At 67.7% G+C, this 19144-nt stretch carries 19 protein-coding genes; 8 read left to right on the forward strand and 11 right to left on the reverse strand.

What is annotated here, in order from left to right; all coding sequences use genetic code 11:
• Positions 1-3 precede the first annotated feature (3 nt).
• Positions 4-828, forward strand: a complete 825-nt coding sequence (locus AB5J62_RS42315) for an acetylxylan esterase (RefSeq protein ID WP_370945681.1) — start codon at positions 4-6, stop codon at positions 826-828.
• Positions 829-1018: 190 nt separating this feature from the next.
• Here AB5J62_RS42315 and AB5J62_RS42320 read toward each other — a convergent pair whose 3' ends face one another.
• The 3 genes from AB5J62_RS42320 to AB5J62_RS42330 all read right to left on the reverse strand — a co-directional run bounded on the left by AB5J62_RS42320 (position 1019) and on the right by AB5J62_RS42330 (position 3982).
• The gene (locus tag AB5J62_RS42320) at positions 1019-1354 is read right to left on the reverse strand and encodes an MmcQ/YjbR family DNA-binding protein (protein WP_370945682.1); all 336 of its coding nucleotides are present in this window, start codon (positions 1352-1354) and stop codon (positions 1019-1021) included.
• A gap of 38 nt (positions 1355-1392) precedes the next feature.
• The gene (locus AB5J62_RS42325) at positions 1393-3090 is read right to left on the reverse strand and encodes a bifunctional UDP-sugar hydrolase/5'-nucleotidase (protein WP_370945683.1); all 1698 of its coding nucleotides are present in this window, start codon (positions 3088-3090) and stop codon (positions 1393-1395) included.
• A gap of 106 nt (positions 3091-3196) precedes the next feature.
• A complete protein-coding gene (locus tag AB5J62_RS42330; protein ID WP_370945684.1) occupies positions 3197-3982 on the reverse strand; it encodes an alpha/beta fold hydrolase in 786 nt (261 codons plus the stop codon).
• Positions 3983-4136: 154 nt separating this feature from the next.
• On the opposite strand from AB5J62_RS42330, the gene AB5J62_RS42335 reads away from it, so the two are divergent.
• The 6 genes from AB5J62_RS42335 (at position 4137) to AB5J62_RS42360 (ending at position 9375) form a co-directional block, all read left to right on the forward strand.
• On the forward strand, positions 4137-4781 hold the full coding sequence (locus tag AB5J62_RS42335; RefSeq protein ID WP_370945685.1) for a VanZ family protein: 645 nt from the start codon (positions 4137-4139) through the stop codon (positions 4779-4781).
• Between the two features lie 205 nt (positions 4782-4986).
• Positions 4987-5532, forward strand: coding sequence for a G/U mismatch-specific DNA glycosylase (gene mug / locus AB5J62_RS42340; protein ID WP_370945686.1), 546 nt, complete (start codon positions 4987-4989; stop codon positions 5530-5532).
• A gap of 236 nt (positions 5533-5768) precedes the next feature.
• The gene (locus tag AB5J62_RS42345; protein ID WP_370945687.1) at positions 5769-6524 is read left to right on the forward strand and encodes a response regulator transcription factor; all 756 of its coding nucleotides are present in this window, start codon (positions 5769-5771) and stop codon (positions 6522-6524) included.
• Positions 6525-6694: 170 nt separating this feature from the next.
• Positions 6695-8539: an acyl-CoA dehydrogenase gene (locus tag AB5J62_RS42350; protein WP_370945688.1), complete on the forward strand. Its 1845-nt coding sequence runs from the start codon at positions 6695-6697 to the stop codon at positions 8537-8539.
• Positions 8540-8668: 129 nt separating this feature from the next.
• Positions 8669-8944: a GlsB/YeaQ/YmgE family stress response membrane protein gene (locus AB5J62_RS42355; protein ID WP_370945689.1), complete on the forward strand. Its 276-nt coding sequence runs from the start codon at positions 8669-8671 to the stop codon at positions 8942-8944.
• A 140-nt stretch (positions 8945-9084) separates the two neighbouring features.
• On the forward strand, positions 9085-9375 hold the full coding sequence (locus tag AB5J62_RS42360) for a GlsB/YeaQ/YmgE family stress response membrane protein (RefSeq protein WP_370945690.1): 291 nt from the start codon (positions 9085-9087) through the stop codon (positions 9373-9375).
• Between the two features lie 54 nt (positions 9376-9429).
• On the opposite strand, the gene AB5J62_RS42365 is transcribed toward AB5J62_RS42360, so the two are convergent.
• The 5 genes from AB5J62_RS42365 to AB5J62_RS42385 all read right to left on the reverse strand — a co-directional run bounded on the left by AB5J62_RS42365 (position 9430) and on the right by AB5J62_RS42385 (position 14420).
• Positions 9430-11196: a VanW family protein gene (locus AB5J62_RS42365; RefSeq protein ID WP_370945691.1), complete on the reverse strand. Its 1767-nt coding sequence runs from the start codon at positions 11194-11196 to the stop codon at positions 9430-9432.
• 10 nt (positions 11197-11206) lie between these two features.
• A complete protein-coding gene (locus AB5J62_RS42370; RefSeq protein WP_091288697.1) occupies positions 11207-11539 on the reverse strand; it encodes a co-chaperone GroES in 333 nt (110 codons plus the stop codon).
• A 9-nt stretch (positions 11540-11548) separates the two neighbouring features.
• Complete coding sequence (locus tag AB5J62_RS42375; protein WP_370945692.1) at positions 11549-13372, reverse strand: NHL domain-containing thioredoxin family protein; 1824 nt, start codon at positions 13370-13372, stop codon at positions 11549-11551.
• Positions 13373-13563: 191 nt separating this feature from the next.
• Positions 13564-13896 (reverse strand): hypothetical protein, encoded by a 333-nt coding sequence (locus tag AB5J62_RS42380; RefSeq protein ID WP_370945693.1) that lies wholly within the window; start codon positions 13894-13896, stop codon positions 13564-13566.
• Between the two features lie 62 nt (positions 13897-13958).
• Positions 13959-14420, reverse strand: coding sequence for an SRPBCC family protein (locus tag AB5J62_RS42385; RefSeq protein WP_370945694.1), 462 nt, complete (start codon positions 14418-14420; stop codon positions 13959-13961).
• 143 nt (positions 14421-14563) lie between these two features.
• Here AB5J62_RS42385 and AB5J62_RS42390 point away from each other — a divergent pair, with 143 nt between their 5' ends.
• Positions 14564-14980, forward strand: a complete 417-nt coding sequence (locus AB5J62_RS42390) for a hypothetical protein (protein ID WP_370945695.1) — start codon at positions 14564-14566, stop codon at positions 14978-14980.
• Positions 14981-15024: 44 nt separating this feature from the next.
• Here the strand turns inward: AB5J62_RS42390 and AB5J62_RS42395 are convergent, their stop codons facing one another.
• Genes AB5J62_RS42395 through AB5J62_RS42405 form a run of 3 tightly spaced genes read right to left on the reverse strand, consistent with a single transcriptional unit; the run spans position 15025 to position 19124 of the window.
• Positions 15025-17337 carry an oxidoreductase gene (locus AB5J62_RS42395; protein ID WP_370945696.1) on the reverse strand — a complete coding sequence of 771 codons (2313 nt, stop codon included), beginning with the start codon at positions 17335-17337 and terminating at the stop codon, positions 15025-15027.
• Between the two features lie 57 nt (positions 17338-17394).
• Complete coding sequence (locus tag AB5J62_RS42400) at positions 17395-18171, reverse strand: amino acid ABC transporter ATP-binding protein (RefSeq protein ID WP_370945697.1); 777 nt, start codon at positions 18169-18171, stop codon at positions 17395-17397.
• Positions 18168-19124, reverse strand: a complete 957-nt coding sequence (locus AB5J62_RS42405) for an amino acid ABC transporter permease (protein WP_370945698.1) — start codon at positions 19122-19124, stop codon at positions 18168-18170. The genes AB5J62_RS42400 and AB5J62_RS42405 overlap by 4 nt, the downstream gene beginning before the upstream one ends.
• Between the last annotated feature and the right edge of the window lie 20 nt (positions 19125-19144).

Consider the following 19144-nt stretch of genomic DNA (forward strand, 5'->3'; position numbering starts at 1 on the left):
CGAGTGGGCGTGTTCGTCGGCGCGATGGCATTGATGGTGGCCGCGACGGGACAGGCGGTGGCCGCGCCGGAAGCGGTGAGCTGCCCGTCGGTCGGCCACAATTGGTCGGGCCCGGGACCGTTCACCGTGACCGAACAGCAAAGCGGCGTCGGGCACACCATTTACCGGCCTACCAATCTAGGTGGCTGCGGCAAGCATCCGGTAATCATTTGGGGTAACGGCACTTTCGCGACCCCGTCGATCTACGCTGGATTGCTCCGGCACTGGGCGTCACACGGTTTCATCGTCGCCGCCGCCAACACGACACAATCCGGCAGCGGCTCGGAAATGTTGGCAGGACTGGATTATCTGACCGCGCAGAACGCGAAGGCGGGCAGCGTCTTCTACGGCAAGGTCGACACTTCGAAGGTCGGCGCGACCGGCCATTCGCAAGGCGGAGGCGGCACGATCAATGCGGGCGCGGACGCTCGCGTCGACACGACGGTGCCCATCGAGCCCGGCCCGCAGGGCCTGATCGGTCAGCTCAAGGGCCCGATGTTCATCCTCGGCGGCCAATACGACACCGTCGTCATCCCGCCGCTGCTGGTGATTCCGCGCTACAACGCGGCGGGCCACATCCCGGCGATCTACGGTGAACTCGCAGGCGCAACGCATTTGACACCCGCCGGCGACGGCGGCGGCTTCCGCGGCCCGATCACCGCGTGGTTCCGGTATTTCCTGATGGGCGACCACAACGCGTACGGCGAGTTCTTCGGACCTCAGTGCGGCAACTGCGGCGCCTCGATCTGGTCGAGCTTCCAGCGCAACGCCAAGGCGCAAGCGCTGTAGCTTGGACGCATGGTCCTTCCGTGTTCCGCGCGGAGGACGGCTTCGTGCTCGCGCTGGCCGATTTCCTGTATCTGAAGGCGCGCCGCCAGTAGCCCCGGATCCGGCCATGGATGGACGGCGCGCGTGCACAGACGGACGACACGCGTACCTGGATGGACGACACGCGTACCCAGAGAGTCGGGACGCGGGGTCAGGTGAGGGTGGCGCGGAGTTTGGGTGGGGACTTGAGGCGGTGGGACTCCGTGAGGAGTTCGTAGAGCTGGGGTGGGTCTACGCGGGCGAGGTCGACGATGATCGAGGCGTGGCCGTCGTAGTGCGGGGTCGTGTAGAAAGCCGGGTCGCCCGAGGCCAGCAGGGCGGCCTTTTCGTCGGGCGAGCACATGAGGACCAGGCCGCCCTCGGCTTCGGTGCGGAGGCGGGCGAAGCCTTTGCCCGCGACCTTCAATGCCGGGGTGCGGTACCAGGTCGAGACCGTGACTTCGGGTAGTGCGAGCGCGCGGGTGACAACGTCTTCCCAGGTAGGCATGGGTCCATTGTCACCCGCGCGTCTTGGAGAAACCGGAGCTAGCCGATCGCGGTGATGCGGTTGGTGACCGGCGGGTTGATGCCGGGGTTCGCCGCGAAGTAGGCGAGCAGCGCGTCGAGGTCGACGGGGCCGCCTGCCAGGTTGGTGCCCTTGGTGAGCTCGGTGAAGCCGTCACCGCCTGCGGCGAGGAAGTTGTTCACCGAAACGCGCAGCGAGGCCGCCGGGTCGATCGGGGCGCCGTTGAGCGTCAGGTTCGAGATGCGGGAACCGATCGGCTTGGACAGGTCGTACGAGTAGTGCAGCGAGTTCGAGATCTGCAGGATGCGGGTGATGCTGCCCTGCCACTGCTGCTCCAGCACGGCCTTCAGGTTGGCTCCGGTCAGCGTGATCGTCTGCATGATGTTCGCGAACGGCTGGACGGTGAAGGCCTCGCCGTAGGTGACCACGCCGTCGCCTTCGCCGTTGGGCGAGGACTTGAACAGCAGGTCGGCGCGGATGCCACCGGGGTTGGTCATCGCGATCTGCGCGCCGTTGGACAGGGTGCCCGCCAGCTGCGCGTCGGCGAGCACGTCGCCGAGCAGTGACTCGCCGGTGGCGGTGCCCGCCGCCGGGAGATCCGCGGTGATGGTGCCGACCTGGCGGTTGGCGATCGGGGCCGCCTTGGTCTTGGCCTCGGCGACGAGCGCCTGGACGTCGGGGTCGGGTGCGACGTCGCGGGTGACGATCTCGTTGTGCGCCTTGGTCTCCGAGCGGACGACGTCGCGGCTGCGGAGGTTGATCTTCAGGTCGATGACCGACAGGAGACGGCCGAACGAGGCACCCTGGATCAGCGGGCGCGGGTTGCCTGCCGGGTCGTTGACGACGCAGTTGTACTGCTGGTGGCTGTGGCCGGTGAAGAACGCGTCGACGCGCGAGGTCACGCTCTCCGCGATGACCTTGGCCGGGCCGGGGCGGAGCTTGCAGTCGTCGGGACCGGCGGTCTCGGTGCCGTCGCCCTGGTGCATCAGCACGACCTGCGCCTTGATGCCGAACAGCTCCAGCAGCGCCGAGGTCCGGTTGATCGCCTGCACCTCGTCGCCGAACTTGAGGCCCTTGATGGCCTCCGGGGTGACGACCGACGGCAGGTCCTTCAGCGTGGCGCCGATGACGCCGATCGGGACGCCGCCGGAGAACTCGATGCTGAACGGCAGCACCGCGGGCAGGCCGGTCTTCTCGAAGGTGACGTTCGCGCCGACGAACGGGAAGTTCGCGCCCTTGAACGGCTTGTGGAACTGGCAGCCGTCGACCGGGTGGCAGCCGCCGAACTGGATGCGCTTGAGCTCGTCGTAGCCCTCGTCGAACTCGTGGTTGCCCACGACCGACGCCTTGACGCCGAGCTTGTTCATGAATTCGACGGTCGGCTCGTCGTGGAACAGCGCCGAGATCACCGGCGAGGCGCCGATGTTGTCGCCCGCCGAGAAGACCAGCGAATTGCGGACCTGCGCGCGCAGCTGCTTGACGTGCGTCGCGAGGAACGCGGCGCCGCCTGCGTCGACGGTCTTGCCGTCCGACAGCACGACGCGGCCGGACGAGCCGGACGGCGGCTCGAGGTTGCCGTGCAGGTCGTTGAAGGCGATGAGCCGGACGTCAGTGGTCTGACTGCCGTAGGCCGACGCCGGCGTGGCGACGAGCGCCCCCGCGGTGAGTGCGGCCCCGAACACCGCGACAACGCGCTTCAGCCGGTTGGATATAAGCATTCTTCCTCCGAATTCGGACGCCCTGTGACCCCGATCTGGGCGTGCACCGGCGGAGGAGTCTGCCTTCCCGATGAGTGATCCACCAGGGGAATTCGGCGGAATTTGCCTAAACGTCACTGCCTTCTAGCAGAACGCGAGTGACCAATTCCGGATCGTCACTCATGGGCACATGGCCGCAACCGGGCAATACGAGCAACTGTGCCTGCGGGCACATCTTCCGCAATTCGGCAGCGCGTGGCCTGGCGAGTATCCGGTCGCGCTGCGACCAGGCGATCGTCACCGGAACGTCGAGCACCGGGCCCTCGAACCGGAACCCGCGACCGCGGGTCAGCGCGACGGTCGGGATGAACCCGGCGGCCGAGCCGAACGCGCGCATGTCGTCGAAGATCACCTCGGGCGCCACCCGCGCGGGCTTGTCGAAGATCATCCCGCTGACGACCGTGCGGCCGACCGCGCTCGCCGCCAGCCTGCGGCCGAACCGATCGGGGATGCGGCGTGCCAGGTGGTAGTGCGTGCGGAGCATGCCGATCGCGTAGCGCTGCTGCGCGTACGTCCACAGCCCGGCCGGGGAAAGCGCCGTGACGCTGCGGACGAGCCCGGCTTGGCCGAGCGCGAGCGAGAGCAGGCCGCCGAGCGAGTTGCCCGCGACGTGCGGCCGCCCGAGGCCGAGGCCGGCGAAGAACTCCCGGAACAGCCGCAGCGCCGGTTCGACGCCGTACGCGTCGTCGCGGGGCGGCGAGTCGCCGAACCCGGGCAGGTCGACGGCGATCACGTCGCGGTGCTTCGCGAGCAGCGGGATCACCGGGTCCCACGCCTGCCTGCGATGCCCGACCCCATGGATCAGCACGAGCGGTTCGCCCTGGCCAGCGCGGGTGTAGACGACGTCGTCCATGAAATGAGCGTAACCGCTGGTAACAGGTAAAACCACCACCCTGCCGGGTGGCCGATCGGCCAGTGGCGGGCCTCGGCCGATTGGCCGATCTCGGGTACGGAACCTAACTAATCGACCGAAGAAGGCCGCTTCCAAGATCCATAAGTTCAATGGCATGACGAACGCACAGGTCACTGCCCTCACCTACGGACTGCTCGTCTTCGCCGCGGTCTGGACGACGATCCTCGTCCCGCAGCTGATCGTGCACGTCTCCCGGTTCGGCCGTCCGCAGGCGGGCAGGATCGCCAAGACGGCGATGGTCACGCTCTACGCCTGCATGACGGTGGCGGTGGTCCTGCTGCCGCTGCCGGGCCCGCACAGCAAGCGGCTGGAGCAGACCGTCCAGCTGCACCCGTTCCAGTGGATCGCCGACATCCACACCGAGCTGCTCAAGCACGGGCTGTCGGCCGCGAACTGGTTCACCACGCAGACCTTCCAGCAGGCGGCGATGAACGTCCTACTGTTCGTCCCGCTGGGCCTGTTCGCCAGGCTGCTGTGGAAGCGCGGCTTCGTCGGCACGATGGCCGTCGGCTTCACCGCGTCGCTGCTGATCGAGCTCACCCAGCTCAGCGCGAACTTCGGCACCGCGCCGTTCGTCTACCGGATCTTCGACGTCGACGACCTCATGACCAACACCTTCGGCGCCATGCTCGGCTGGGTGCTGGCCGCGATGCTGCTGGCCTTCCGCGCCGGGAGCACTTCAACCGTCGACACGCAGCCGGTGCGGCGCGAGCGGGTCCACCTCGCCCAGGCGCGCTAACCGGGCTTGCCGCCGCACGGCCTCGCGCCGTGCGGCGCGCTTGTCTTCCAACGCCACGAAGGTGATGGCGACCGCGAAGATCAACCCGACCAGGCCGAGGATCAGTGCCAGTTGCAAAGCGAACCCCCGTGTACGACGTTGTGCGCGGAATCACACAGCGTACGCAACGTGTGGACGGTTGGCCACCCCCTGCCAGACTTGGCCAATGCCCAGCAAGGACGAGCTCGAAGCGGCCAGAGGCAAGCTGCTCGACGATTTACTCGCGCCGGGGCTGGACGTGGTCTTCGCCGGCATCAACCCCGGCCTCTACTCGACGGCCATGGGCTTCCACTTCGCCAGGCCGGGCAATCGCTTCTGGCCCGCGCTGCACGGCGGCGGTTTCACGCCGCGGAAGTTCGACCCGAGCGAGCAGCACGAGCTGCTGGAGCTGGGCATCGGCATCACCAACGTGGTCGCGCGGACCACCGCCCGCGCCGACGAGCTGAGCAAGCAGGAGCTGCGCGACGGCGGCGAGCAGCTGGCCGCGAAGATGCGTGAATTTCAACCCAACTGGCTCGCTGTGGTGGGAATCACTGCCTACCGGGCCGCTTTCAGCCGTCCGAAGGCCGCCGTCGGCGAACAGGACGAGCGCATCGGCACCACCCGGCTCTGGGTTTTGCCTAATCCAAGCGGACTCAACGCCCATTGGACCCCAGCCGGACTGGCCGAGGAGTTCGGCAGGCTGCGTGCCGCGGTGATCAACTCTCAGTAGCATCCGACGTCCACACAGGACGTTCCGATGATCGGGAACGGGCATTTCAGGGCCGTTCTCTACGCAGAGTTGGGCAGGTTCCCCCGATGCATCTAAGTGCGCGAAACCCCGTCACAAGATGATCGAAGATGGGTCCTAACAAGCACGAGGTGTCATCCTGACCGGTCCGCAGGGGGATCGGGCGCGCAGTGGGGACGTGCGAGCACAGGGTGGCGGCGTGTGGAGACGGAGATCACATGGTCCAGCCGACGAACGTGCAGTCAGTCCCAACCGTGCTCGGGCGCAGCCTCGGCGTGGCCGCCGTCGATCCCGTGCCGATCTACCGCGACGGCCTGGCCGGTCTCGTCCACCGCACGCACGGCATGCACTGGCTCGGCCAGGCGTCGAGCCAGCACGGCGCGATGCAGCTCGCCGAGCAGCTGCGGCCGGACGTCGTGCTGCTCGACTCCGCGCTCGACCCGAACTGCCACCTGACGAGATTGCTCGGCACCGGTGACCCGGCGCTGCTGATCGTGCTGGTGGTCCGCGACGCCAACCGCGCGCCGCAGTACCTGGCGCAGGCCATCGCCGCCGGCGCGCACGCGCTGGTGCCGCGCGCGATCGACCCGAAACGGCTCAGCGACGCCATCCGGCGTGCGCACGCCGACCGCCGCTACCTCGATCCGACGTTCGCCGCGCTGCTCGGCCGGGTCAAGCGGCCGTCGGCCGAAAGCCGCGTCCCGCTGCCCCGGATGCCGCTGTCGCGCCGCGAGTACCAGGTGCTCCAGCTCATCGCGGAGGGTCTGGAGAACTCCGGGATCGCGAAGCTGCTCTTCCTGTCCGTGGAGACCGTCCGGACGCACGTGAAGAGCATCCTGCGCAAGCTGTCCGCACGGGACCGCACGCACGCGGTGACCATCGCCTTCCGCAGCGGAATCCTCGTCACCGCGCCCGATGACGCACACAACGTCACGCCGCTTAACCAGGCCGTAACAGCGCCAGCCCCTCGTTGACCCCTGGTCCGACCCCTACTCGGGGTCTCGATCGGGCGATCTGCGCAACACTGAAGAGGGTCGGGCTTGCCGCCGGTTACCGACAGGTAATATCCTGAAGTTACCGGCGAGTAAGGGTCTTCCCACGGCGAGGTTCCCGGCCGGCACTGATCCCTAAACGGAGAGACGCCATGGGCCACTACAAGAGCAACGTCCGCGATCTGGAGTTCAACCTCTTCGAGGTGCTGAACGTTCAAGACAAGCTGGGTAAAGGCGTACTGGAGGACTCCGACGAGGAGAGCGCCCGCGATCTGCTGGCGGAGCTGAACAAGCTCGCCACCGGCGCGCTGGCCGAGTCGTTCGCCGACGCCGACCGCAACCCGCCCGTCTACGACCCCAAGACTTTCTCGGCCAAGCTGCCCGAGTCGTTCAAGAAGAGCTACAAAGCCCTCTGGGAGGGCGAGTGGTGGCGCCTCGGCCTCAACAACGAGCTCGGCGGACTCGGCATCCCGCCGACCGTGGTGTGGGCCGCGTCCGAGCTGATCCTCGGCTCGAACCCGCCGCTGTACATGTACATGGCGGGCCCCAGCTTCGCGATGATCGTGCACAACAACGGCACGGACGAGCAGAAGCGCTGGGCGCAGATCATGATCGACCGCGGCTGGGGCGCGACCATGGTGCTCACCGAGCCGGACGCCGGTTCGGACGTGGGCGCCGGCCGCACCAAGGCCACCCCGCAGGAGGACGGCTCCTGGCACATCGACGGCGTGAAGCGGTTCATCACCTCCGGCGACCAGGACCTGACCGAGAACATCATGCACCTGGTGCTGGCCCGCCCCGAGGGTCCCGGCATCGAGACCAAGCCCGGCACCAAGGGCCTGTCACTGTTCCTCGTGCCGAAGTTCCACTTCGACGGCGAGTCCGGTGAGCTGGGCGAGCGCAACGGCGCCTACGTCACGAACGTCGAGCACAAGATGGGCATCAAGGCGTCCACCACCTGCGAGGTCACCTTCGGTCAGCACGGCACGCCCGCCAAGGGCTGGCTGCTCGGCGAGGTGCACAACGGCATCGCGCAGATGTTCCAGGTCATCGAGTACGCCCGGATGATGGTCGGCACCAAGGCCATCGCCACGCTGTCCACCGGCTACCTGAACGCGCTGGAGTACGCCAAGGAGCGCGTGCAGGGCGCCGACCTGCCGAACATGCTGAACAAGGCCGCCCCGCGCGTCTCGATCATGAAGCACCCGGACGTGCGCCGGTCGCTCATGCTGCAGAAGGCGTACGCCGAGGGCCTGCGCGCGGTGTACCTGTACACGGCGTCGTTCCAGGACCGCGTGTGGACGCAGGACGGCACGCCCGAGGAGATCAAGCTGGCCGAGCGGGTCAACGACCTGCTGCTGCCGATCGTCAAGGGTGTCGGCTCCGAGCGCGCCACCGAGCAGCTGGTGCAGTCGCTGCAGACGCTGGGTGGTTCGGGCTTCCTGCAGGATTACCCGATCGAGCAGTACATCCGCGACGCGAAGATCGACTCGCTGTACGAGGGCACCACGGCCATCCAGTCGCTGGACTTCTTCTTCCGCAAGATCGTCCGCGACCAGGGCCAGGCCGTCGCGTTCGTGGCGGGCGAGATCACGAAGTTCCTGGAGTCCGAGGCAGGCAACGGCCGTCTCAAGAGCGAGCGGGCGCTGCTGAAGCAGGCCGTCGAAGACACCCAGGGCATGCTCGGCTCGCTGATCGGCTACCTGACCGCCTCGCAGGAGGACCCGCAGAGCATCAACAAGGTCGGCCAGCACACGGTCCGGCTGCTGATGTCCTTCGGTGACCTGCTCGTCGGCTGGCAGCTTCTCAAGCAGTCCGAGGTCGCGCTGAAGCAGCTCGACGCCGGCGCCTCCGACAAGGACGTCGCGTTCTACAACGGGAAGATCGCCGTGGCGTCCTTCTTCGCGAAGAGCGTGCTGCCCGAGCTGACCGCGCGCCGCGCGATCGTGGAGAACGCCGACAACGAGCTCATGGACGTCGACGAGTCTTCTTACTGACCTACCAGCGAAAAGCCCCCTCGCCCGGCACGGGTGAGGGGGCTTTTCGTTTTTCCGCGTTTGGGCGCGCTTCTCTTGGGTACTACTGGTTTCGCACCCCCCAAGAGGGGCCACTCCAAAGGAGCTTCGATGACTATCACCGGCATCATCACCGCCCTCGTGGTCGGTCTCATCATCGGACTGCTGGGCAGGTTGGCCGCACCGGGCAGGCAGGCCATCCCGCTCTGGCTGACGATCATCGTCGGTATCGTGGCCGCCTTCATCGGCACGGCCATCGCCCGCGGCCTCGGCTACGCGGACACCGCGGGCTTCGACTGGCTCGAGTTGTTCACCCAGATCGGCGTCGCCGCGGTCGGCGTGATCCTGGTGGCGAACATGTACGGACGCCGAGGCGTCACCCGCTGACTTTTCCAGGTACCTGGCCGGTCCGCCGTTCTGGCGGGCCGGTCAGTGTTTTTATGACCGCTCACCCGGTCGGGCGACTTCGGGGCGCGGGCGGGCCGGATCGGTGTCACCGTGGGGTTTTCCTTGACGAAGGAGTTGCCATGCTCGGTGGAATTTGGGGCATCATCACGACGATCGTGGTCGGCCTGATCCTGGGTGTGATCGGCCGGATGCTGGCGCCAGGCGACCAGAAGATCCCGATGTGGCTGACCATCGTGGTCGGCATCGTCGCGGCGTTCATCGGCAACTGGCTGGCCGGCGTGTTCGGCGTGCGGCACACCAGCGGGATCGACTGGATCCGCCACGCGTTCCAGGTCGGCGCCGCCGTCATCGGCGTCATCGCCGCGGCGGGCGTCTACGCGGGCCTCAAGGGCGGGCAGAAGACCTCCTGAACCCCGGGATAAAGCGGGCTTTACTCCGCGGAGTAAAGCCCGCTTTATCGCGTTCTAGGGACAGGTCGTGGCCGCGCGGGGCTGGTAGCGGACCACCCTGGTTTCGCGGCGAACCTCTTGCCCTGTCACGATTTCGCGCACGACGCGGGTGTCCGAGGTGGTGAAGCCCGGCACTCCGGCGGACGGCTGGCAGCCTTCGCCAGAGCCGGTTTGCGACGGCGCTTCGGTCACGTCCGACTGCCCGCCTGCGCTGCTTTCGACACTGAAACGCTTGGTACCCCAGATCTTCACGGTCACCGACGAGCCGCCGGCGTACGCCTGGATCGCGACTCCGCTCGTCCCGTCGTTGCCGAACTTCAGGTCGACGCCCGAACCGTCGGCGTTCAGGATCTTCGCCTCGCGGCCTGCCGGATACCGGTCGAGGTAGTAGTCGTGGGTGACGTGTGAGACGTCGGTCAGCCCGGCCAGGTAAGCCGCGTTGTACAGCGTGCTCGCGAACTGGGAAACGCCGCCGCCCACGACGATCGGGCCGGTGCCGTCCTCGTTCAGCGGCGCGTTGACGTAGCCGGGCGAACCGAGCGCGCTCACGCTGAACGTGTCGCCCGGTTTGATGATCATGCCATTCACCTTCGCCGCCAACGCGCCGACATTCGTCGCGGCAGGCCCGGAAAAGCCGCCCGTGGTGAACTCGCCGACCACCTCGGTGATGCCGAGCGACGTCGCCGCGTCGGTGCTGAGTGCGGCCGGGCTGGCGGCGTAGACGGCGGTGAGTTCGCGGCCTTCGGTGCGTTTCATGACCTCGGCGAGCGGCTCGAAAGTCTTGGCCCAGTCGACTTTCCGGCCGTCCTCCGCCGGTTCGACCGCGGGCGAGCCGGTGGAGAACACGATGTGCGCGTCCTTGCCCGGCTTTTCGGTGGCGGCGAGCTGCGGCTGCGCCGCCTTTTCCAGTGCCTGCTGGTCGATCCGGACTTCGAGCGTGCCGCCGTCGCGGGGTTCGAACTTCAGCGCGTGCGCGATATCCGTTGGCAGCAAAGGGAAGTCCTGGCCTTCGCCGTGCACGGTGATCGGCTCGGCGATCGCGGGCGTGACGATCTGGTCGAGCACGCGGTGCACGCCCTCGGTGGTCGACTTCACCGGTGACGACTCCACGGCGAGCCGGACGCCACCGCGGCTGAGCCATTCGTTCTTCACGACGCCGACCGCGCCGTCGATGTCTTTGAGCACCTGACCGGGATGCGGCTCGATCGCGTACGCCTCGACCCGGTCGGGAAGTTCGCGGAAACCGATGCCGCCTTCGACGGCCTCGCGGGTGAACTGGGTCGCGACCTTGGTGACGGCCCGGGTGAGCAGGTCCTGGTCGACCTTCGCGACGACACCGACTTCGCGGGTGCGGAAGAACGCGAGCAGCCGGGTGATCGGGTTCAGCGGCTGCTCGCCCGCCTGCGCGAGCGTGCCGGGCCAGTCGAGACCGAGGCCGGACTTCGGCGGGTCGAGGGTGGCGCTGACGTCGCCTCCGATGATCGTGACCGGCAGGACGAGGCGGGGCTGAAGTTCCCTGCGCAGCTTGGCTTCCGCGTTCGCGTGGCCGAGTCCGCCGACCTCGACGCCCGCCACGGTGACCCCGCGCGGGACGTCGCCGATGCCGGCGACCACGTCCGCGATGTAGGCGAGCGCGAGCAGCCCGAATACGCTGCCCGCGACCACGAAGACCCGGCCGATCCGGCGGCGGACGACCACCTGGTGCGTCGGCGGGAGCGGGACCGGCTCCGGTTTGAAGAGCTCGTCGACCAGCGCCAGATCGTCGACTTGCTCATCCCGCACCGGGACCTCCCTATAGATACAGCCCGGTGCCCTGTTCGGTGAGTTCGGTCGCGACGGCATGGATGTCCCGTTCGCGCATGACGAGGTGCCCCTCGCCCCGGAGTTCGACCTCGAACTGGTCTTCCGGGTTGAAGAGCACGCGGTCGCCGACCTTCACGTTGCGCACGCTGTTGCCAACGCCCAGTACATCACCCCAAGCGAGCCTGCGCGCGACCTGAGCGGTCGCCGGGATCACGATCCCCCCGCTGCTCCGCCGTTCCCCCTCTTCGGGTGACAGCCGCACCAGTACGCGATCGTTCAGCATCTGAATTTCGAGCTTGGGTGTACTTGACACGCGGGTCATCGTACTGACTCAGCGAGGCGTGCCCGCCATCACCAGCGTGAGCACCCGCTCACCGTCGGCAGCGAACCGCAGCGGGACGCCCCAGTCCTGCCTGGTCACGCGGCAGACGGGGTGCTCGGCCTCGCTGTCACAGCTCGCGGCCTGCGCCACGACCTGCAACACGCCGTCGCGGTGACCGTCCGCGAGCTTGATGCGCCGGACGAGGTCCGTGCCGACGCCCGCGCCCTCGACGAGCAGCTCCGGCGGCGACGCGCTGATCTCCAGCCGGGTCGACGGGCCGTAGCGGTCGTCGAGCTTCTCGCCGGGCGGCGGCGTGAACACGACGGTGAACTCGAGCTCGCCCGGCGCGAGCACGGTCGGCGGCCTGCGCACGGCGTGCGCGTCGCCATCGACGCTGGTCACCTCGGTGGCCACCGGGGTGAGCCGGTGCCCGGCGGACTCGACCGCGAGCAACGTGCCCTCGTGCAGCAGCAGGCCCTGTGGCTCGGCCAAGCCGGTCGCGAGCGTGGAGACCTCGCGGGTGAGCGGGTCGTACCGGCGGATCGCGCCGTTGTAGGTGTCGGCGATGGCGACCCGGCCGTCGTCGAGCACGGCCAGCCCGAGCGGGTGCTGCAGCAGCGCCTTGTCGGCGTCGCCGTCGACATGGCCGAAGGAGAACAGGTCGGTGCCGACGGCCGTGTGGACGTTGCCGTCGGTGTCGAGCCAGCGCAGCGCCGAAGTTTCGGCGTCGGCGAGCCAGAGCTTGTCGGGCGCGGCGGCGAAACCGGACGTCTGCGCGAAGAACGCCTCGCCGAGCTGGCCGTCCTTGAGCCCCTCGACGGTCGTGCCGCCGAACCGCTCGATACCGCCGCCGACCGGGTCGAACAGGCTCAGCGTGTGGTTGCCTGCCATCGCGATCACGATGCCGCCGGCAGGCGCCCACCACGCGACGTCCCACGGGCTGGTGAGGTCGATCTCCAGCGCCTTGCCGCTGTCCGCGCCGTTGCGCCACTGCTTGCCGGTACCGGCCACAGTGGACACTTCGCCGGTGCGCAGGTCGATGCCGCGCAACAGATGCCCTGCGGTGTCGGCGACCACCACGTGATACCCGGCCCGCTCGGCGATGTCGTTGGGCAGCAACGCGAGCCCGGCGGGCTCGGTGAAACTCGCCAGGTCGAACGGCCCGTCCTGCGCGCCGCGCCTGCCGCTGCCGAACCGCCTGACCACGGTCTCGCCATCGGAGGCGAACTCGACGATCGAGTGATTTCCGGTGTCCGCCACCAGAATCCGGCCCTCGGCGGTCGCCACGGCCTTGCTGGGGAAGCGAAGTTCGTGCTTCTGCTCCTCGGCAGGAACGTACGGGCTGCCGCCGCGGCGCAGCGTGCCCTTGGCCTCGTGCTTGGCGACGAGGTCCTCGATGACCCGCTTGAGCGCCTCGGCGTGCCCTTCGCCCGCGGCGACGTGCACGACGTAACCCTCGGGGTCGACGATGACCAGCGTCGGCCACGCCTTGACCGCGTACTGCGACCACATGGCCATGTCCGGGTCGTTGAGCACCGGGTGGTGCACCTCGTACCGCCGCACGGCCGCCTCGATGGCCTGGACCTCGCCCTCGTGCAGGAACTTCGGCGAGTGCACGCCGATGGTCACCAGCACGTCGGCGAACCGCTCCTCCAGCGGGCGCAGCTCGTCGAGAACGTGCAGGCAGTTCACGCAACCGCTGGTCCAGAAGTCCAGCAGGACTATGCGTCCGCGCAGCTCGGCGAGCTTGAGCTGCTTGCCGCCGGTGTTCAGCCAGACATCGCCGGACAGCTCGGGCGCGCGAACTCGGGACTGCGGTCGAGGGGTAGTCACGATCCCAGTGAACTACACCCGGTCGAGTGCTGTTCCGAGATCCACCGGTCGAGAGAAAAAGCTCACCCTGCGGGAGGAGACGGCAAATGGCGGTCTACTGAGGGTGGATCAAGGTGTACGGCCCGTACACACGAACGCCCCTTTCGCAACGGTGAAGGTTGCGAAAGGGGCGTTCACGTCGAGAGAGAAACTCAGCCGCCCGAGTAGTGCGGCTCGGTCGCGCCGGGCGCGTCCGGCAGCGGGGTCTCCTTGACCTTGCGCGCCTGACGCTCCTTGGCCTCGCGGGTGATCCGCTCGGCTTCGGTCTCGGTGCGCTTGGCGGCCTTCGGCTTGGCCGTCGTGGTCGGGGCGGGCGACGGGGTCGGCTCGGCGGTCGGCGTCGGCTCGGCCGAGGGGGTCGGCGTGGGCACGGCCGAGCTCGACGGGGCCGGTGACGGCTGCGGGGCGGGCGGCGGGGTGTCGGACGAGCAGGCTGAGAGCGCTAAGGCGCAGGTCAGGATGGCGACGGGCAGCAAGAGGCGCATGATGAAAGGTCTTTCCCCAGATTGGTTTGTCGGATCTTTCATCGTTAGGCCATCCGTGTCCGTTACGCCCCTTCTGCGCGGTCCTTCAGACGTGTGAGCGTCGTCTCGATGTTGGCGTGGTTCTGGGAGTCGCGCTGCCAGACGCCGGTGGCGAACGAGGTCGGGTAGCGCCACCAGGTCGGACGCCGGTCCCAGGTGCTTTCGGTGACCACGCAGCCGTCGCCGGACGGCTCGATGTCGTACTGCCAGCGGGCGACCGGCAGGCCGAACGAGGTGACCTCGAAGGCGAAGCGGTCGACCGAGGCGTCCGTGATCGTGCTCAGGGTGCTCCACCTGCGGAAACCTCGGCGGTTGCTGCCGCGGAAGCGGGCGCCGACCGCCGGGGCCGAGGCGCCGTCGAGCCAGCGGTGGCCCGCGTACTCCTCGGCGAGCGATGCGAGCGACCCCGGATCACTCACCAGCGCGTAGACGCTTTCGGGGGCGGCGTTGACGGTGATGGTGCCGGTGGCATCCGGTGTTGACATACCGGCAGTATGCACCCGATCGACAAAATAAAGAATCTTGCCGAATTCGGCGATTTCAGGCAGACCTGAAAAGGCTTTACGCCCCGCGATATCGCTGACAGTGTCGGTCTACGTCAGGAGAAAACCAAGATCGGGGTTAACTGGTGAAGCGATTTCTGATTTTGCTATCCGCGGTGTTCATGATGGCGCTGGGCGCCGGACAGGCGAACGCCGCCGAAAGCCACTGGACCGAGGTCAACATGATGGGCTGCGGTGGCGGCGGAGTGATTCCGATCGGCTTCGCCCAGGAACTGAAGAGCTCGACCAGCGTGATCGGGTTCAACGGCGCGAACATCAAGTACGACGTCCAAAAGGTACAGGGTGACGCCATCGCGCTCGAGGTCTTCTACATCGACGGCGCGAACCGCGGACAGTGGTTCAAGTCCATCCCGCTGACGAACAACACCCCGCACATCGGCATCACGCGGCCGTGGGGCAACAACCTCGCCAACCCGAAGATCCGGGTGCAGACGATGGGCACCCTCACCGGCCAGGTGAACTTCAGCTGCGGCATCGTCTAGCCGAAACGTGAATGGGGCGCGGGTTTCTCCCGCGCCCCATTTCGCTAATTGTTGCGTCTGAGCATCCGGCTGACACCGGCCGCGATCGTGGTCGCCAGTATCCAGCCCATCGCCGTGATTCCGGCGGCGACCCATTTGTCGGCGCCGTGCATGTACCAGCGGGACTTGTTGCCGAAATCGACGATCGGCACGATCAGGTCGGCGGTGTACCAGACCGGGTTCCATTCGAGGCCGGTGTCGTCACGGTTGATCGCGCAGCGCGGGCCGGAGACCGAATAGGTGTCCTTCGGCGCTTGGACGCAGTTGTCCGTGCCGAGGCCGAACCACAGGCTGCCGATCGCGAGGATCGTCAGCAGCCAGCCGAGTGCGCGGACCGGCCGATAGCCGTAGCCGACCATCGAGCGCTGCAGCCAGCTCCAGAGCTTCACGCCGGGACCGAAGATCTTGAAACCGCTGGCCAGCGCCTCGTAGCGGAACTGCTGCTTCTTGAGCGAGACCGTCGAGGCGTGCTCTTCGTTTCCGCTCGCGCGCAGTGTCGCGGACAGCTGGTCGTACGGGCCGGGGCGGTAGCCGTCGAGCGCGTGGCGCAGCAGATGGATGCGGCGGTCCAGCGCGGCGTCGTCGTCGACCTTCGGTGACACCTTGAGCGCGTCGTAGCGGAAGTCGTCGAGCTCGATGCCGCCGGTCGAGGTCCAGAAGTTCTCGTTGTCGCCCAAGGTGCCGCAATGCGCGCGGCGCAGCAGGAACCGGCCGGACGGCGGGGTCGCCGGGGTCAGCACGAACTCGTCGGCGCGCACGTCGGAGGCGTCGACCGCGATGCCGTCGCGGCTGAGTGAGCCGATCTCGGCGCCGCGCAGGTCGACGCGCCTGGCGACCGCGCAGCCGTCCATGTTCACCCCGCCCTCGGCGATGAACGGGCGGTCCTTGTTCTCGGTGAGCACCAGGTCACGGCCGACGCGCGCGGTGCGGACGTCGACCGAGTAACTCGTCGTCGGCCGGACTCCGGGCTGGGTGACGCGGGTGCCGTAGAGGTTGATCGAGCCGCCGACGTCGGCGCCCTGCAGCCGCAGCGTGCCCTGGACGGTCGCGTCGGTCAGGTTGAAGTTGCCCGCGACCTTGGTGCGGCGCGCGGCGAACGCGTCGCGCTCGGGATGGAGGAACATCGCGTTCCAGGCCAGCACACTGCCGCCGACCGTGACGTCCGAAAGCCTGACCTGGCCGGCGGGCACGCGCAGGCTGGTCGCCTCGATGTCGCCGTTGATCTGGCTGCCGTCGAGGTGGATCGCGCGGTCGTAGTACGGCACGCGCTTGCCGCGCGCGACCTTGACCTCCGCGCCTGCCAGCCGCAGCGAACCGCCGATGTGCGCGTTGACCATCCGCAGCGTGCCGAGTGCCTGCAGGCCGTCGCTGAGTTCGAGGTTGCCGTCGACGCGCAGCCGGTCGGCGACGAGCGCGGGGCGAGGGTCGAGGTACGGGTCGTTCGACTTCCACTGGTCGACCACGATCGGGCCGTACTGGTTGACGCCGAGCTTGGCCTCGCGCAACACGATGTCACTGCCGACGCGCGCGCTCGGCAGGTACAGGATCCCGTTGCAGGAGAAGCGTTTGCGCTGCGCCGCCGGCCCATAGTTGTCGACCTCGCAGAGCAGGCTCCCGCCGATCTGCACGCCGTTGGCGTTGAGCGCGAAGCCGTCGGGGTTGTTCAGCGAGGCGCCCGAGAAGTTGACGTTACCGCCGGTCTTCATGCCGGGTACGCGGACTTCGCCGTTCGCGACCATCCGGTACGCGAGCAGCGCGCCGTTGATGGTGAGCCGGTCGGCCTGGATCGCCTTGCCGTGCTGATGCGAGATCTCGGTGCGGGTGAGCACCATCGAGCCCTCGATGACGGCGTCGGTGAGGTTGACCGCCGCGTTGGGCATACCGCGTTCGCGGTCGTCTCCACGTTGGACCGTGGTCTCTTCGATCTCGTCGGTCTTGTCGACCTCGACGCGGCTGCGGATCAGTCGGACGTCGTTGCGGCTGCGCAGGTTGCGGGCCTTGAGGCCGGGCAGCCAGCACTTGCGGAAGACCAGCCCGAGCAGCGTCGCCTCGCGGACGTCCGGCGGATGCTCGAAGCGGCAGCGTTCGAAGCGGAAGAGGAATTCGAGGTCGGCGGCCCGCAGATCCAGGATGCCGGTGACGTAGGCGTCCTCGACCTGGACGATCGGGGCGTTCGTGGCCTGCTTGCGCCAGCGGAGTATCCCGCCGTTGCCCGGCTCGACGAACGGTTTGAGCAGGTCCGTCGCCCTGACCTCGTACCGGCGGTCGGGTACGCCCGCGAAGGGGTCAAGCGGCGGCAACCCGTTGTCCGTCAGCACGCCGCCAGGCTATCGGAGGAAAAGCGGGAGTGGTCCCGCTTTTCCTCCAAGCCTGCGTCAGTTTTCGTTCGGATTGAGCACACGGGCCAGGAAGGCCTTGGTGCGCTCGTGCTGCGGATTGCCGATGACCTGGGCCGCAGGCCCGGTTTCGACGGCGACCCCGCCGTCCATGAAGACCACCGTGTCGGCGACCTCCTTGGCGAACTGCATCTCGTGCGTGACCACGACCATGGTCATGCCGTCCTTGGCCAGCTGGCGCATGACCGCCAGCACGTCCCCGACGAGTTCCGGGTCCAATGCGGACGTCGGCTCGTCGAAGAGCATCAGCTTCGGCTCCATGGCCAGCGCCCGCGCGATGGCGACGCGCTGCTGCTGACCACCGGACAGCTGCGCCGGGTAGTTCTTCGCCTTGTCGGCGAGCCCGACCCGGTCGAGCAGTTCCATGGCACGCTGGCGCGCCATGGCCTTCGGCTCCTTGCGCACCTGGATGGGCGCCTCGGTGACGTTCTCCAGCGCGGTCATGTGCGGGAAGAGGTTGAAGCGCTGGAACACCATGCCGATGTCCTTGCGCTGCTCGGCGACCTCGTTCTCGCGCAGCTCGTGCAGCTTGTCGCCGCGCTGCTTGTAGCCGACGAGCACGCCGTCGACGTACAGGCGGCCCGCGTCGATCTTCTCCAAGTGGTTGATACAGCGGAGAAGCGTCGACTTGCCCGAGCCGGACGGGCCGATCAGGCAGAGCACCTCACGCTCGTGGACCTCGAGGTCGATGCCCTTGAGGACCTCGACCCTGCCGAAGCTCTTGCAGATCTTTTGTGCCGAAACGACCGGGGTCATGAGGACGCCCCCTTACCCGCGGAACCGAGACGGAAGCCGAGCATCCGCGTGGACCACCGCTGTTTGTCATCGATCATCCGCGAGGTCCCCCGCGAGTAGTGCTTCTCGATCTGGACCTGGATCAACGTCAGGATCGACGTCAGGAACAGGTACCAGATACCCGCGGTGAGCAGCAGCGGCACGGTCTGGAAGTTCTGCGCGTAGATGGTCTGCGCGGCCACCATCAGCTCGAAGTACCCGATGGTCACGACCAGCGAGGTGGTCTTGAGCATCGCGATCGTCTCGTTGCCGGTCGGCGGGATGATCACGCGCATGGCCTGCGGCAGGATGATCCGCCGCAGCGTGGTCGTGCGCTTCATCCCGAGCGCGCTGGCCGCTTCCAGCTGGCCGCCGTCGACCGACTGGATGCCGCCTCGGACGATCTCGGCCATGTACGCGGCCTCGTTCAGCCCGAGCCCGAGCAGCGACGCGGTGAACTGCGTCATCAGCTGGTTGGTGTCCCAGCTGACGAACTCGGGGCCGAACGGGATGCCGAGCCCGAGCCGGGGGTACGCGAACGCGAGGTAGTTCCACACCAGCAGCTGGGTGATCAGCGGGGTGCCGCGGAACAGCCAGATGTAGATCGCCGCCGCACCCGAGGTGAGCGGGTTCGGCGACAGCCGCATGACCGCCAGCAGCACACCGCCCGCGACACCGATGACCATCGAGATCACGGTGAGGATCAACGTGTTCTGCAGGCCGCGGAGGATGCGCTCGTTGAACAGGTAGTCGAAGACGACCGGCCAGTTCAGGTTCGAGTTGGTGACCACGCTCCTGATGACGATGAACGCCAGGAACACGATCACCACCCCGGCGACCCAGCGGCCGTAGTGGCGGACCGGGATCGCCTTGATCGGCGCGGCATCGGACGGCGGCGGGTCGGTGACCCCCGCCGCCTCGGACGTGCTTACCACGAGAGATTCGTCCTTACGTC

The organism is Amycolatopsis sp. cg5 (genome assembly GCF_041346955.1).
Taxonomy (GTDB): Bacteria; Actinomycetota; Actinomycetes; order Mycobacteriales; family Pseudonocardiaceae; genus Amycolatopsis.